At 52.9% G+C, this 13987-nt stretch carries 14 protein-coding genes; 5 read left to right on the forward strand and 9 right to left on the reverse strand.

From position 1 onward, the window contains the following. Positions 1–5 precede the first annotated feature (5 nt). Genes P0D43_RS06845 through P0D43_RS06855 form a run of 3 tightly spaced genes read left to right on the forward strand, consistent with a single transcriptional unit; the run spans position 6 to position 2825 of the window. The gene (locus P0D43_RS06845) at positions 6–1196 is read left to right on the forward strand and encodes an FAD-dependent monooxygenase (protein WP_159572870.1); all 1191 of its coding nucleotides are present in this window, start codon (positions 6–8) and stop codon (positions 1194–1196) included. Between the two features lie 17 nt (positions 1197–1213). Beyond that, a complete protein-coding gene (locus P0D43_RS06850) occupies positions 1214–1825 on the forward strand; it encodes a CoA pyrophosphatase (RefSeq protein WP_394673589.1) in 612 nt (203 codons plus the stop codon). A 4-nt stretch (positions 1826–1829) separates the two neighbouring features. Next, positions 1830–2825, forward strand: a complete 996-nt coding sequence (locus P0D43_RS06855) for a hypothetical protein (protein WP_394673590.1) — start codon at positions 1830–1832, stop codon at positions 2823–2825. Between the two features lie 4 nt (positions 2826–2829). On the opposite strand, the gene rsgA is transcribed toward P0D43_RS06855, so the two are convergent. From rsgA to P0D43_RS06870, 3 genes are read right to left on the reverse strand one after another with little or no spacing between them, the layout of a single operon-like run. Then, a complete protein-coding gene (gene rsgA, locus P0D43_RS06860; RefSeq protein ID WP_394673591.1) occupies positions 2830–3822 on the reverse strand; it encodes a ribosome small subunit-dependent GTPase A in 993 nt (330 codons plus the stop codon). Beyond that, positions 3815–4195, reverse strand: a complete 381-nt coding sequence (locus P0D43_RS06865) for a 4a-hydroxytetrahydrobiopterin dehydratase (RefSeq protein WP_159572878.1) — start codon at positions 4193–4195, stop codon at positions 3815–3817. Before P0D43_RS06865 ends, rsgA begins: the two co-directional genes overlap by 8 nt. After that, positions 4192–5448, reverse strand: coding sequence for a M48 family metallopeptidase (locus P0D43_RS06870; protein WP_159572880.1), 1257 nt, complete (start codon positions 5446–5448; stop codon positions 4192–4194). Before P0D43_RS06870 ends, P0D43_RS06865 begins: the two co-directional genes overlap by 4 nt. Positions 5449–5538: 90 nt before the next feature. Between P0D43_RS06870 and orn the strand changes: the two genes are divergently transcribed. Further along, positions 5539–6171: an oligoribonuclease gene (gene orn, locus P0D43_RS06875; RefSeq protein WP_394673592.1), complete on the forward strand. Its 633-nt coding sequence runs from the start codon at positions 5539–5541 to the stop codon at positions 6169–6171. Here the strand turns inward: orn and P0D43_RS06880 are convergent. From P0D43_RS06880 to P0D43_RS06900, 5 genes are all read right to left on the reverse strand, one after another. Then, entirely contained in the window at positions 6113–7531 is a 1419-nt protein-coding gene (locus P0D43_RS06880) for an MATE family efflux transporter (protein ID WP_394673593.1), read from the reverse strand. The genes orn and P0D43_RS06880 overlap by 59 nt on opposite strands. Before the next feature lie 9 nt (positions 7532–7540). Continuing rightward, positions 7541–9331 (reverse strand): hypothetical protein, encoded by a 1791-nt coding sequence (locus P0D43_RS06885; RefSeq protein ID WP_159572886.1) that lies wholly within the window; start codon positions 9329–9331, stop codon positions 7541–7543. 76 nt (positions 9332–9407) lie between these two features. Continuing rightward, positions 9408–9659: a type B 50S ribosomal protein L31 gene (locus tag P0D43_RS06890; protein WP_159572888.1), complete on the reverse strand. Its 252-nt coding sequence runs from the start codon at positions 9657–9659 to the stop codon at positions 9408–9410. A 189-nt stretch (positions 9660–9848) separates the two neighbouring features. Continuing rightward, positions 9849–11495: a chaperonin GroEL gene (gene groL / locus P0D43_RS06895; protein WP_394673594.1), complete on the reverse strand. Its 1647-nt coding sequence runs from the start codon at positions 11493–11495 to the stop codon at positions 9849–9851. Between the two features lie 29 nt (positions 11496–11524). Then, on the reverse strand, positions 11525–11815 hold the full coding sequence (locus P0D43_RS06900) for a co-chaperone GroES (protein WP_159572892.1): 291 nt from the start codon (positions 11813–11815) through the stop codon (positions 11525–11527). Between the two features lie 205 nt (positions 11816–12020). On the opposite strand from P0D43_RS06900, the gene P0D43_RS06905 reads away from it, so the two are divergent. After that, positions 12021–12878 (forward strand): peroxiredoxin family protein, encoded by an 858-nt coding sequence (locus P0D43_RS06905; protein ID WP_394673595.1) that lies wholly within the window; start codon positions 12021–12023, stop codon positions 12876–12878. Between the two features lie 3 nt (positions 12879–12881). Here P0D43_RS06905 and P0D43_RS06910 read toward each other — a convergent pair whose 3' ends face one another. Then, positions 12882–13907 carry a TRAP transporter substrate-binding protein gene (locus P0D43_RS06910; RefSeq protein WP_159572896.1) on the reverse strand — a complete coding sequence of 342 codons (1026 nt, stop codon included), beginning with the start codon at positions 13905–13907 and terminating at the stop codon, positions 12882–12884. Positions 13908–13987 lie beyond the last annotated feature (80 nt).

The raw sequence follows: 13987 nt of genomic DNA on the forward strand, positions 1-13987 counted from the left end.
AAAAAATGACTTCGCACACCGATTTTGATGTGGCCATTGTAGGCGCAGGCCCGGTTGGGCTGGCCTTTGCAGGTTGGCTGGCCAACACCTGGGGTGAACATGCCAACCGGATCGCAATTTTTGATGCCAAGCCTTTGGAGGCCTCCGCACAAGATCCCCGAATTCTCGCCTTGTCAGACGCAACCCGCCTGCGCTTGGCAAGCCTGGGTTTTCCGGCCGATGCCACGCCTATTCATCACATTCACGTCTCTGAACAATCTCGCTTTGGTCAGGTTCGCATGAAGGCCGATGAACTTGGCCTGCGGGCACTGGGGTGGACAGTGCGTTATGGCGAACTGGTGAATTGTTTGTCTGCATCGCTTGAACGGCGCGGCGTGAAAATTTTCCGGCCTGCCAATGTGAAGTACGCGCACCGCAGCGCAGTCGATTCACTTGAAGTGCTTGAGCTTGAAGATGGCACCGAGTACACCGTTAATTTGCGCGTGGATGCTGAAGGTGGTTTGTATGGTGAATCAGGCGAGCGCGATCAGGTGGTGGATTACGACCAGTGGGCATTGGTCAGCGAGGTCTCTCTTACTGTAGAGCCCGGTTTGCTGGATGGCCTGAATACGCTGGCCTTTGAGCGTTTTACTTCCGAAGGACCATTGGCCTTGTTGCCGATCTCGACGAACCAGCACAAGTATTCGCTGGTGTGGTGTGCACCTTTGGCTCAAGTTCAAAAGCGCCTGGCCTGCAGCGACACCGAGTTTGCTGCTGAGCTTCGACAACAGTTTGGCAGGCGTGTCTCTATTGAGCACATCGGACCCAGAAAAAGCTTTCCTTTGGGTATGAACTGGCGCGACAAATTGGTCCAAGGCCGACGCGTCGCGATTGGCAATGCCGCTCAAATTTTGCACCCGGTCGCAGGGCAGGGCTTGAACCTTGGTTTGCGTGATGCCGTGCAACTTTGCCGCTGCATTGATCCCTCAACTGTTGCACAAGAACATCGATTGAGTGCGGCGCTCGACGAATTTGAGAAGTCGAGGATGGCTGATCGGCAGGTGGTGGTTAAAATGACAGACTGGATGGTGAAAGGTTTTTCCAATCACAATCCCTTGCTGGGCGCAGGCCGACAAATGGCCTTGAACGTGATGGAATTCACGCCGCCCCTTCGAAAGCAGTTTGCTGAATTAATGCTGTTCGGCCTGGCTGTCTAATCTGGAGCGTTTTACCCATGTGGTCTGCCGAGTTGTTGCGTGCCCGCTTTGCCATGTCCGATTTGCCTTGGCAGCCGGAGCCGCTTGAAGAACGGTTTTTTAAAGATCGTGAACCTGCCGATGCAGCGGTACTGGTGCCCCTGGTGCAGCGGGAAGACGATCTGTATGTGTTGCTGACAATGCGCACAGCGCATTTGAATGACCACGCCGGGCAAATCAGTTTTCCGGGTGGTCGCTGCGAGCCAGAAGACGGCACGACCATTGAAACAGCGCTGCGTGAAACAGTCGAGGAAACAGGCCTGGCCCGGAGCTTCATTGAAGTGCTTGGAATTATGCCTGTGTATCAAACAGCCACCAATTTCATGGTGACTCCCGTTGTGGCGCTGGTTCAACCTGGCTTTACCCTGGCACCCGATGAGTTCGAGGTGGAAGAGGTTTTTGAAGTGCCACTTTCATTTTTAATGAATGTTGAAAACCACCAGCAACGCAGCTTGCAAACACCGGTGGGTGAACGCACTTTTTACGCCATGCCGTACAACTCACCAGTGAATGGAAAAAACTATTTCATTTGGGGCGCCACGGCCGCCATGCTGCGCAACCTGTACCATTTTCTGCACGCGAAGGCTTAACACTTTGTCTTATCTGGCCCTGCTCATTGCTGTGGTGTGTGAAACCTTCCTGCCCGATGGTTTGTTCACCCGTGCACGCGACTGGGTTGATCGTTTCAATCAAGAACTCGAGATTAACCTTGAAGCCTTGGGTGCTCCAGGCTATGCGCATTTGCAGTGGTTGGTGCCCATGCTTCTTTGGGTGCTGGGCGTGTACTTTTTGTACCAGGTGCTCTGGACAATTTCCCCGCTCGCGGCGGGCACCCTGAGCGTATTTTTGTTGCTGTACGGTTTGCGTTTTCGGCATTTTGCCGTTGTGTTTACCAATGCACAACTGTTTTTGAATCAGGGCGATTTTTTCCGTGCCCGTGAATTGCTGTTGACCTGGATGAAAGAATACGATGGCACTGAGCCGGTTATTCATCGTCCGGGTGAGCTGGTGTTTCACGCCATTTACCACGGCACCGAGCGCGCCTTGCGTCAGTATTTCAGTCTGTTTTTCTGGTTTTTGGTATTGCCTGGTCCCATGGGTTTGGTGGTGTATTCAATGGCGCACTGGAGTGTGATTCGAGAGCGCGATGTTTGGTTGGCTCAGGCCTTTGCTCACGAGCGACCCACCATGCAAGAAGCCTGGGAGAGCAATAAATTCAAGGCTTTGATTAGTCCCAGGTTTGTTTTATTTGCCATGGAATGGCTTCCCGCGCGCTTGTTGGCCTTAACCGTGGGTTTGGTGGCTCAGCTTGACGATGCTGCACTGGCTTGGCGAGCTGCGAAAAACCACAGTCGTTTTTCAAATAGGGCACCGCTGACCGCAGTGTTTTTTACGGCGGTGGGATTGGTGGGTGGGCATGCATTCGACCCCGCTTCAAAAGCAGCGTCAGAAGGGCAGGTGCTGAGTGAGGAAGCCCAGGTTCAGTCACTGCAGCAGTTTCGTCAGCTGATATTCAAGTGCGCCGTGGTGTGGTTAATGGTGACCTTGGCGTTTGCAGTTCTTGGCTGGTTGCCCAGCAGCGTGCTGTAAGGTTTCAATAATTGTGACTGGCTTCTTCCAGTTCCGCTTTCAGCATTTGGTATAGCTCATACCGTGCGGGGCTTAAAGTGCCGTCTTCCAGCCCGTTTTTCACGGCACAATCGGGTTCGCGTTTGTGTTGGCAATTCGCAAAGCGGCATTTGTTGCCTTCCTCACGAATATCGCTGAACGCATTCAACAAGTCCGACTCGCTCAGGTGGTGCAATCCAAATGCCTGAAATCCTGGCGAATCAATCAACTCCAGGGCCTGTTCACCGAAATGCATTTGGGTGTGGGTGGTGGTGTGCTTGCCTGCATTCAAGGCCATTGAAATTTCGTTGGTTGCAGCCAATGCGTTCGGTATCAACAAGTTGATCAATGTTGATTTACCCATGCCCGACTGCCCCAAAATCAGCGTGCGTTTTCCTTTCAGTAAGGGCTGCAATAGCGCCTCAGTTTCGGCAGGCCGTTCGGTGACGCTGATGTAGTGGGTTGGTACTTCACCCAAAGTGATTTCAAACAACTCCTGGTCAACTGCATTCAGCGTTTCAGTGTCGCCTTCCAGAATGTCCACTTTGTTGAACAAAATGGTGAGTGGCACGTCTGCATGTTTGCAGGCCGTCAGCGTACGGCCCAATAACTCGGGCGAGTAGGGCGGGCTAATGGCCAGCATCAACAGCACACCGTCCAGGTTGGCTGCAAACATTTTGCTCTTCAGGGCGTCCGATCGGTAAACCAGGTTTTTGCGGGGTTGAATGTCTTCAACCCAGGCTTGCATGTCGCCACTGGGCAAAATAATAATTTCATCACCCACGGCCACCTCTCGCCGCTTTCCCTTGCCATATACCTGCCAAATGGTGCCGCTTTCATCGCGCGCCAGAAAATGGCGTCCGTAGCTGGCCACCACCAAGGCATTCAGCAAATCGGGATTGCCTGAATTTTTTCCGTGATTACCGGTTTGTTTGCCCTTGTAGGTGGGGCGCACCTTGTTGAGAGATGAATTAGCCAACGTGTTTCAGCGCATCATCAAGTTTGGCAGCACAGGCCCAATCATTGTCGGTAATTCCGTTTGCGCTGTGGGTGCTCCACTGCACTTTAACGCGGTTGTAGCTGAAGGTCACTTCGGGGTGGTGATCTTCATCGTCGGCCAAATGGGTAATCGCATGCACTGCCAGCTTCACACCTTCGAAATTGGCAAATGCATATTGTCGCCACAGTGTGCGGGCCAACTCACCCTTCGCATCAAACTCAACCGACCAGTATTCAAACTCATCCAGTTGTGCCTCAATCTCGTCAGCATTCCACGCGTGGCCCTCGCCCAAATGTTGGCAGCGCACATGCAGCCAGTCTTCCGGTGAGCGAACCGGCTTGGGCGCGCTCATTGGGCAACCTGCAAACTGTTCAAACGGCTAATTCGAATGGAAGCCGGCGGGTGGCTGTCGTAAAACGCCGAATGAAGTGGATCCGGTGTTAGCGTAGACGCATTGTCTTGATACAGCTTCACCAAGGCACTCACCAAGTGCTGGGGTGCGCTTTGTTGGGCTGCATAGGCATCCGCCTCAAATTCATGTTTGCGGCTAAGCCAGGACATCACTGGGCGAATCGGGAAAGTAAAGTAGGGTAATACCATCATGAACAACACCAAGGCCATGGCTTGCGCGCCATTGGCCAAATCGGGATTCACGCCCAATTCAGAATAAAACCACGGTGTATTGGCCAGCACGCCAAGTACATAGAACATGACAAGGCTGCCAATGCCTGAAAAAGCCAAGTGCTTCACGATGTGTTTTTTCTTGAAGTGGCCAAGTTCATGCGCCAACACGGCTTCAATTTGATCGTCGTTCAGGCGTGAAAGCAGGGTGTCGAAAAACACGATTCGTTTGGCTTTGCCCATGCCGCTGAAGTAGGCATTGCCGTGGCTGGAGCGTTTGCTGCCGTCCATCACAAACAGGCCGTTTGAATCAAATCCGCAACGCTGCAGCAGGTCAATGATCCGCTGGCGCGTTGCGCCGTCCTCAAGTGGCGTGAACTTGTTGAAAATGGGGGCTATCACGGTGGGGAACAGCCACATCAACAGCAGGCTGAAACCAAACCACAAAGCCCAGGCGTAAACCCACCACTGCTGGCCAGCTTCGCGCATCAGGTAGAGCACAGCGAGCACCAGCGGACCGCCGATCAGTGCGCCCACCAACAGGCCTTTGAGCCAGTCGCCAATGAACAAGCCCTTTTTCATGCGGTTAAAGCCAAAACGTTCTTCAAGCACAAACTGTTTGTAATACGACAGGGGCAAGTCGAGTACGCTGCCAATCAAACCCACTACGGCAATCAGCAACAAACCCGCCAAAATACCCTCTGCGGTGGTGCTCGTGAAACTTTGAATCCATTCCAGACCGCCCAACAGGGTGAAGCCCATCAAAATGGTGGCCTCAATCAGCACGTTGACCATGCCCAAGCGGGTTTTGGCAACAGAGTAGTCCGCAGCCTTTTGGTGGTCTTGCAAGCTGATCTGTTCACTGAATTCGGCTGGCACTTGCGCGCGGTTCATGGCGATGTGCCTCACCTGGCGACTGGCCAGGTACAGGCGAAGTGCCACACTTAAAACCACAGTCAGAACAAAGACTTCAGTAAAAACCATTTCTTGCTACCACCCTTGATTAATTTGCGCTTCAATGCCTGTGAGACAATACCGTTCTCTTAAGATTCAAACTCAAAGCTCAAGCAAATTATGTCACAAGCCACGCCAAGTTCCACCCCCGTTGAAACCAAGATTCCCCGCGACGACAATCGACTGGTGTGGGTTGATATGGAAATGACCGGGCTAGACCCGTTTAACGACAAAATCATAGAAGTCGCGGTGGTGGTGACCGACAGTGAATTGAATGTGTTGGAAGAGGGGCCTGTGCTGGCCATTCACCAAGCCGATGAAATCCTGGCGGGTATGGATGCCTGGAACACAAGTACCCACGGCAAGAGCGGCCTGACTGCGCGCGCGAAAGAATCCACTATCGATGAAGCCCAGGCCGAGGAATTGTTGATTGAGTTTTTGGCCAAGTACATTGGCCCAAATAAAAGCCCCATGTGCGGCAACAGCATTTGCCAGGATCGTCGCTTCATGGCCAAGTACATGCCCAAGCTTGAAGCGTATTTTCACTATCGAAATCTGGATGTCAGCACGCTGAAAGAATTGTGCAAGCGCTGGAACCCCACAACAGCCCGAAAATTTGTGAAAAAGACCAAACACACTGCCTTGGCCGATATTCACGAATCAATTGATGAACTTCGCTTTTACCGGGAACATTTTATTGTGGCGCCAGAGTCGAAGGCGGACACGGCAACTCCGGCAACGCCTGCGGCCTGATATCAAGGGCATTGCGCTGGCGCATCACATGGGCCAGTAACAGTGCCAAGCAGAGACTTGCCAGCAACAAGCCCCCGGCGCTGGCAATCCAGAAACCCTGCGACTTTAAGGGGTTTTGTTGCCAAACGCCCAGCCACATTCCTCCGCCAATGCCCACAAACCACAGACTGATCAGGTAAATCAACATGGGGCGAGCCGATACCCGGTAGGCACGCAGGGAGAATGAGCAGAGCGTTTGAGCAGCATCAATGAAGTGGTAGGCAATCACCCACGGCATCAAGCCCAGTGCAACTTCAATGGTTTTTGTGTCTTTGGTGTAAAACGAAATCAATTCCCGATCGAATACATACAAACCCAGGCACACAAAGGTTGCGACCAGCATGGCTGTCTCAATGCCTCGCTTCACGATGACACCGGCGTACCGGTTATGCCCCGCGCCAATTTGCTGCGAGGCCAGAACCGTGGTGGCATTGCCCAAGGACAAACACACCATGTAAGCCATTGCCGCCATATTGGACACAATTTGATGGCCGCCCAATTGATAAACATCAAAGCGTGACACCAGCAGTGCAATCACCGTGAATGAGCTGACCTCAATCAGATAAGAGCCACCAATTGGCAAGCCAAGCCGAAGAATCTGCCCAAGTCGATGCCAGTCAGGCTTCAAGCTTCGAATGGATTTGAATTCTCTGTAATGCTTGTCGAACAGCCAAATGAAGGCTGAAATACCAAGCACCAGCCACATGGTTGCCGCTGTGGCCCAGCCAAATCCGGCTGCACCCATGGCCGGTAGGCCCCACCCACCCTGCATGAACCAAATGTTCAGAGGGATTTTCAGCAACAGCATGAGCACTTGCAGTGCCACCACAATTTGTGGGCGTGAAATAGACTGGTTCAGCGCATAAAACACGCGAAACACCAAGGCTGCGGGCAAGCCCCAGGCAATGCCAAGCAGGTAGCCACGGGTGTCCTTGGCAATGTCTAAGGGCGTGTTGGTGAGCTGGAATATTGGATCAGGATTGAGCAACACGGCCATGCCAATGCTGCTCATGGTGAGTGCAAGCCACACACCTTGCACAGCGTCCTCTCCAACTTTGCGGTAGTCTCCTGCGCCGAAGTGAGCAGAACAGATGGGAGTCAGGCCAATAATGACGCCCATCAAACCCACATAAAGGCTGATGTAAATAGACGACCCCACTGCCATGGCCGCCAGCACGTCGGGTCCAGCTTGCCCGGCCATCAGGGTGTCGACAAGACCATTGCCCATCACGGCCAGTTGCCCCAGTAAAATGGGCAAGGCCTGGTTCAGCAGTGCTCTGCGTGGCCGGTTTTGGGCGAATAAAACAACATGACTGGCCATGCCAAACCTTTAACGACCGTTGCTTGTTGCCTGGTGGGTTCGCGCGTAAAGGAAGAAGAACTCGTGACGGTCCGAGTTTCGGTTGCCGGTCCAGATCAACTCCCACTGCTCTGATGCCTTGGACTCAAAATCCACTTTGATCTTCAGGCTTTGGCGGGTGTCGTCTTGTACAAGCAAGTACTCGCATTCCGCAGCTTCCTTGAATTGCCCCTTGCGAATGAAATCGACGTTGGCATGGTACTGAAGTGTGGCTCGCTGCGCATAGCCCAGATTGTAGTCACCCACACACTCCCTGCCAGCGGCTGCCTGGTGGTTCTCTACGGCGTAGGTGATTTCCTCGCCCAGCACCTTGAAGCTTTTTGCATAGTCAATTCTGGGGATCCAGAGCGTCATCATGAGCAGCCACAGCAAAATAACGCCACCAGTGGTCAATACCATGGGGCGCCATAGGGCACGGCTTCCTGAGGCGGTGCGCCAAATGATTAGCCGAACCCAGGCAATGCTGGCCAAAAAAGCCAGCGCCAGTTCAAGACCGATGACATCGGGCACATAACCAGGGGATAACTTTTCGAAGTTGGCGGCTATTTTTGCCGGGAATCCGAACGTGGCAGCAGTCCAGCCCAGCCAAACCAACACAGCTGCGAAGGTGAACCACAGCACTGCAAACCAGTCGATCAGGCTGATCAAGCCCCGTTTCATGGTTGAAAGCCCGATTGCTGCCAGCACCGAAAGGGGTGCCAACAATGGGAAATAGTTGGCTTCGTCTGCAGGATTGGTGATCAACAAAACCACGACACCAGCCACTGCGCCGGCCAAAGGAATGCGAATTGAGGGTTCGCTCAACGCCTTTCGGTAGCGCCAAATGGTCCAGCACGCCATGGGCAAAATTGGCCACAAAAACCAGGTCAGGGTTTTCAGGGTGACCACCAGTTTGGGGAAGTCGAACGATTGGCTCGGGTCCAGAATCAGGAACCTGCGTACATTCCATTCATTCCAGGCGTTCCACCACAACTCGCCGTTTTTCTGACTCATCAACCAGAAAAACCAGATTGCGAAAGGCACCGCGAACACGGCGGCTGCCCTGGTCATGCGCCGAAGCAAGCCGAAACGCAGAAAACTGTGAGTTGTCGAGCTGACAAGCAGCAGGAGCAAGAATGGCAAGCAGTGTGCCCAGCCCCGCGCAAAAAAGGCAATGGCGATGCCTGCACCCAGCATCCAGCCCGCGCCAATTGGGCGGTCGAGCGAACGCACAGCGCCCAGCAACATGATTGAAATGCCAGCCAGCTCGGCTATTTCCGGTACTTGCATATGCGATCGAACCAGCAGGCCCAGTGTGCCCAAAAAGCAGAGCACCGACGCATCCGCCACCGCGCGGGCATAATCAACGCGGGTGGGGGCTGTGCCAAGGGGGTCTTCAGGTTGCAATTCAACACGCTTGGCGAGACGGTAGGTGGTATTCCAGATGGCCCAGCCAGCCAGAATCATCCAGAACACATTGCCCAGTCGCATGGCATCGTCGAGCCAGTTGTATGGAAGGTTGATCCACAATGCGATTTTTCCGAACACCCCCGATAGCCATGCGGACAACAGCCCCCCCTCGACATAAAGGCGATCGCCAATTTGTGAAAGTGCCCATTCCGAGAAAGGCAATTGGGACAGGGTAAAGCTTTGCCCGAAGCCGGCTGCGTCGTCGGGTTTCCAGGGGGTGCGCGCAAAAAGCCCTGGCAGGACATAGAGCAAAATCAAGCCCCAGAGGAGCCTGCGCGACAAACGGGTGTTGTTGGCTGCGGTGATGACCATATTCTTATTGTGTCCGGAAAAACAAAAGGCAGCCAGTTTGCCTGAGCTGCCTTTGTATGATCACTTGCGCGAAAAATTACTTCTTGAAGCGATCGAAGCGACGACGGAATTTCTCAACGCGACCAGCGGTATCCACGATTGTGTTTTGTGCGCCAGTGTAGAAGGGGTGAGATTCAGAGCTCACGTCCAGCTTGATCAAAGGATATTCCTTGCCTTCGTGCTCGCCTGACTCGCGGCTAGGCGCTGTTGAGCGGCAAATGAATTTGAAGCCGTTGGACATGTCCACGAACAACACTTCGCGATAATTTGGGTGAATGCCATCTTTCATGAGTTTCTCCGTTGCAGCCAACCTGGCGGTTAATTGGTCAAAATGCCAATCGACAAAGCCAAATCACTTGCTGGTTAATTAGGTAACCGCAAATTATAGGGTTACATATACCTTTGGTCAAGAAAAAAACCGCCGGCAGGTTTTGGCCCGGCCGGCGGTTTTTCAAGCAGTAAAGCTTGGCAGTGGCAATTACATGCCCATGCCGCCCATACCACCCATTCCGCCCATGCCACCCATGTCAGGTGCTGAAGGCTTGTCATCCGCTGCATCAGCAACCATGCAATCGGTGGTCAACATCAACGAAGCAATTGACGCTGCGTTTTGCAATGCAGTACGGGTAACCTTGGTTGGATCCAAAACACCCATGTCAACCATGTCGCCGTACTCGCCAGTGGCTGCGTTGTAACCGTAGTTGCCTTCGCCGCCCATCACGTTGTTGGCCACAACAGATGATTCCTCACCTGCGTTGGTCACGATCATGCGCAGTGGCTCTTCCATGGCGCGCAGAACAATCTTGATGCCTGCGTCCTGGTCTGGGTTTGAACCCTTCAAGCCTTCAATCTTTGCACGAGCGCGCAGCAATGCCACACCGCCGCCTGGCACAATGCCTTCTTCCACCGCTGCGCGTGTTGCGTGCAGGGCGTCTTCAACGCGGGCCTTCTTTTCTTTCATTTCAACTTCAGTGGCTGCGCCAACCTTGATCACGGCAACACCGCCGGCCAGCTTGGCCACGCGTTCCTGCAGTTTCTCACGGTCGTAGTCAGAAGAGGTCTCTTCGATCTGGCCGCGAATCTGCTTCACACGGGCCTCAATGTTTGCGCCTTCGCCAGCACCATCGATGATGATGGTGTTTTCTTTGCCCACTTCGATGCGCTTGGCCTGGCCCAGGTGTTCCAGGGTCACGGTTTCCAGGCTCATGCCGGTTTCTTCAGCGATCACAACGCCGCCAGTCAAAATGGCGATGTCTTCCAGCATGGCTTTGCGGCGATCGCCAAAGCCAGGTGCCTTCACTGCACAAGTTTTCAAAATGCCGCGAATGTTGTTCACAACCAAAGTTGCCAAGGCTTCGCCTTCGATGTCTTCAGCAATAATCAACAGTGGGCGACCAGCTTTGGCCACTTGTTCCAATGTGGGCAGCAAGTCACGGATGTTGCTGATTTTCTTGTCGTGCAACAGCACGAATGGGTTGTCCAGCACTACAACCTGCTTTTCCTGGTTGTTGATGAAGTAGGGGCTCAGGTAGCCGCGGTCAAACTGCATGCCTTCAACCACGTCCAGTTCGTTGTCCAGGCTCTTGCCGTCTTCAACGGTAATGACGCCTTCCTTGCCAACTTTTTCCATGGCTTCGGCAATGATGTTGCCGATGGATTCGTCGCTGTTGGCAGAAATGGAGCCAACCTGCGCAATCGCCTTGGTGGTAGAGCAGGGCTTGGACAAAGCACGCAATTCAACGATTGCGGCTGTTACTGCTTTGTCGATACCGCGCTTCAAGTCCATTGGGTTCATGCCGGCGGTTACGAACTTCATGCCCTCTTTAACAATGGCTTGTGCCAGAACCGTGGCGGTTGTTGTGCCGTCACCAGCGTTGTCGGAAGTGCGTGAAGCAACTTCTTTCACCATTTGCGCGCCCATGTTTTCGAACTTGTCTTTCAGTTCGATTTCTTTGGCCACGGAAACACCGTCTTTGGTGATGGTGGGGGAGCCGAATGAACGCTCAAGTACCACGTTGCGGCCGCGTGGGCCCAAGGTTACCTTTACTGCGTTGGCCAGAATGTTCACGCCACGCACCATACGGCTGCGTGCGTCATCGCCGAAAAATACTTCTTTAGCTGCCATGATTAATCTTCCTCTTGAATTCAGTGTAATTAGGCTTCAATCACGCCCATGATGTCTTCTTCGCGCATAACCAGCACTTCCTTGCCATCTACCTTGATGGCTTGACCGGCGTATTTGCCGAACAGAACGCGCTGGCCTACTTGCACATCCATCGCGATCAGCTTGCCGCTGTCGTCGCGCTTGCCTGGGCCTACTGCAATCACTTCACCTTGATCTGGCTTCTCGGCGGCTGCTTCTGGAATCACGATGCCAGAGGCTGTAGTGCGCTCGCTCTCGAGACGCTTCACGATCACGCGATCATGCAACGGACGAATGTTCATGGATACCACTCCTAAATTTGTCTTTTAAAAAGAATTGCTTAGAGAAACTGACGGATGTGTTGTTAGCACTCAACGCCATCGAGTGCTAATAATAGGGGCGGGGGGAAGGTATTTCAAGGGGAGGGGTGAAAAAAAGTTGCCTGCAAGCGGGGCGTCAGTCACTTTTGTTTACACTAGAGGTCGATTTAATCTTGCATCCCAAAGAATGAACAAAGCCAAGTCAGTTTTTATTGTCCTGTTTCTCATCCTGATCAACCTCAGTTTGCTGCACGTGGCCACCATGAGTTGGCATAGCCCACTGGGGCCCGGCTGGATCGGTGTCTTTGTATTGGCCTTACCCAATTTTTATTTGTTCGTGTGGATGTTCATGAGACGCAGGGCGCGTACGTCCCGCAACCTCCATTTCCTTATGGCCAGCAATTTGATGGGCATTGCGTTGGTGCTTACCGATCCTGCAATGGAATCCGATCCGTGGCCACTTGTGATTGGAAATTTGATTTTCTTTGGCAGCATTGCCTATATTTTCTGGTATTCCAATTTGGGCGAGCGTAGTAATGCAGAGCTAAAAGAAGGTGAAAAATTACCTGTGTTTCAGCTTCAAACATTGGAGGGGGAGAGTTTTTCGAGTGAGCAATTCAAAGGCTCGGCCTGGCTTCTCATGTTCTACCGAGGTAACTGGTGCCCCTTGTGCATGACACAAATTGGCGAAGTGGCCGGGCGCTATATTGAGCTTGATCGCTTGGGTGTGAAAGTCGCGTTGATCAGCCCGCAGCCCGAATCGAAAACCCAGGAACTGGCCAAGCGCTTTAAAGTACCCATGAAATTTTTTGTTGATACCGAATTCAAGGCCAGCAAGAAACTGAAGTTGATGCATGAAAACGGTGTGCCGTTTGGCATGAATTGGCTGGGGAATGGCGAAGACACGGTACTGCCCACGGTGTTGATCATCAACAAACACGGTCGAATTGTGTATTCAGACCAAACTTCAAATTACCGGGTTCGGCCCGAGCCCGAGCAATTTCTGGAAGTGGCACGCCAAAAGCTGGTTGGCGCCGAGTCCTGATTCTTAACGTGAGCCGCTGGGTGTCGCGGCAGCTTGTTCAGCAGCAGCCTTGCGAATGCTGCTGATCAACTCTTTGCTGATTCGGCTTTCCATGCGACGGTGAACAGGTTCAAGTGCCTTGCGCCACAACTCGATTTCAGCACTGCTCAGAATTGTAACTTTGGTGTTCTTCGATTCCTTTACTTTGTTCAAAGCCTGGGTATTGAGTTTTTCCGCCTCGTCATCGTTTTTGCGTGTGGCATCGACCATGCATTTTTCCAGTGTGGTGCGTATGTCTGCAGGCAAGCTATTCCAGAATTTGCGGTTCACAATCACGGCATAGCCCAGGTAGCCGTGGTTGGTTACGGCAACGTATTTCTGAACTTCATGCATTTTCTTCGAATAAAGATTGGAAGGCGGGTTTTCAGTGCCATCTACCAAACCCGTTTCCAGTGCGGTGTGCACATCTGAAAACGCCAGCGGAATGGGTGTAGCGCCCAGCGCTTCCATTTGGGCCTCCAGCACTCGGGACGGTTGAATGCGCATTCGTTTGCCTTTCAAATCCTCTGGCAGGCGCAGTGGTGTATTTGCACTCATCACCTTAAAACCGTTGTCCCAGTACGCGAGCCCCAAAATTCCACGGTCTTCAAGCTGAGCCAGAAGCTGTCGTCCAATGTCGCCCTGGGTTACGGTTTTAAGAACCTGGCGGTTCGGGAAAATGTATGGCAGGTCAAATACCTCGAAATCACGCATGCCCAATTGCCCAAATTTGGCCAGTGAAGGCGCCAGCATTTGCACCGCACCCAACTGAAGAGCCTCGAGTTCTTCTCGGTCCTTGTACAGTGAAGAATTTGGGTAAACCTCTACCTTTACTCGTCCGCGGGTGCGTTCTTCAGCAAGCCTCTTGAATTCCAGTGCCGCAATCCCCTTGGGTGTGTTTTCATCGACGACATGGCTGAACTTGATAAAAATAGGGGGCGCCGCACTGGCGGGTGCCAAGGCAACACCGTGAAGTCCGAGTAGAAGTCCAAGAGCTGACAAATATTTCATATTGCGGCTTGTGTGTAGGTATTCATTGAAAATTCCAGAGTAGGGCAGTCCTCACCATTGTGGGTTTCCACATCCCTTGA

The organism is Limnobacter sp., from assembly GCF_043511195.1.
Classification (GTDB): Bacteria; Pseudomonadota; Gammaproteobacteria; order Burkholderiales; family Burkholderiaceae_B; genus Limnobacter.

What these genes read in the sequence shown, in the direction of transcription:
- P0D43_RS06845 (WP_159572870.1), top strand. Translation starts at nt 6, where the DNA reads ATGACTTCGCACACCGATTTTGATGTGGCCATTGTAGGCGCAGGCCCG.
- P0D43_RS06850 (WP_394673589.1), top strand. Translation starts at nt 1,214, where the DNA reads ATGTGGTCTGCCGAGTTGTTGCGTGCCCGCTTTGCCATGTCCGATTTG.
- P0D43_RS06865 (WP_159572878.1), bottom strand. Translation starts at nt 4,195, where the DNA reads ATGAGCGCGCCCAAGCCGGTTCGCTCACCGGAAGACTGGCTGCATGTG.
- P0D43_RS06870 (WP_159572880.1), bottom strand. Translation starts at nt 5,448, where the DNA reads ATGGTTTTTACTGAAGTCTTTGTTCTGACTGTGGTTTTAAGTGTGGCA.
- orn (WP_394673592.1), top strand. Translation starts at nt 5,539, where the DNA reads ATGTCACAAGCCACGCCAAGTTCCACCCCCGTTGAAACCAAGATTCCC.
- P0D43_RS06880 (WP_394673593.1), bottom strand. Translation starts at nt 7,531, where the DNA reads ATGGCCAGTCATGTTGTTTTATTCGCCCAAAACCGGCCACGCAGAGCA.
- P0D43_RS06885 (WP_159572886.1), bottom strand. Translation starts at nt 9,331, where the DNA reads ATGGTCATCACCGCAGCCAACAACACCCGTTTGTCGCGCAGGCTCCTC.
- P0D43_RS06890 (WP_159572888.1), bottom strand. Translation starts at nt 9,659, where the DNA reads ATGAAAGATGGCATTCACCCAAATTATCGCGAAGTGTTGTTCGTGGAC.
- groL (WP_394673594.1), bottom strand. Translation starts at nt 11,495, where the DNA reads ATGGCAGCTAAAGAAGTATTTTTCGGCGATGACGCACGCAGCCGTATG.
- P0D43_RS06900 (WP_159572892.1), bottom strand. Translation starts at nt 11,815, where the DNA reads ATGAACATTCGTCCGTTGCATGATCGCGTGATCGTGAAGCGTCTCGAG.
- P0D43_RS06905 (WP_394673595.1), top strand. Translation starts at nt 12,021, where the DNA reads ATGAACAAAGCCAAGTCAGTTTTTATTGTCCTGTTTCTCATCCTGATC.
- P0D43_RS06910 (WP_159572896.1), bottom strand. Translation starts at nt 13,907, where the DNA reads ATGAAATATTTGTCAGCTCTTGGACTTCTACTCGGACTTCACGGTGTT.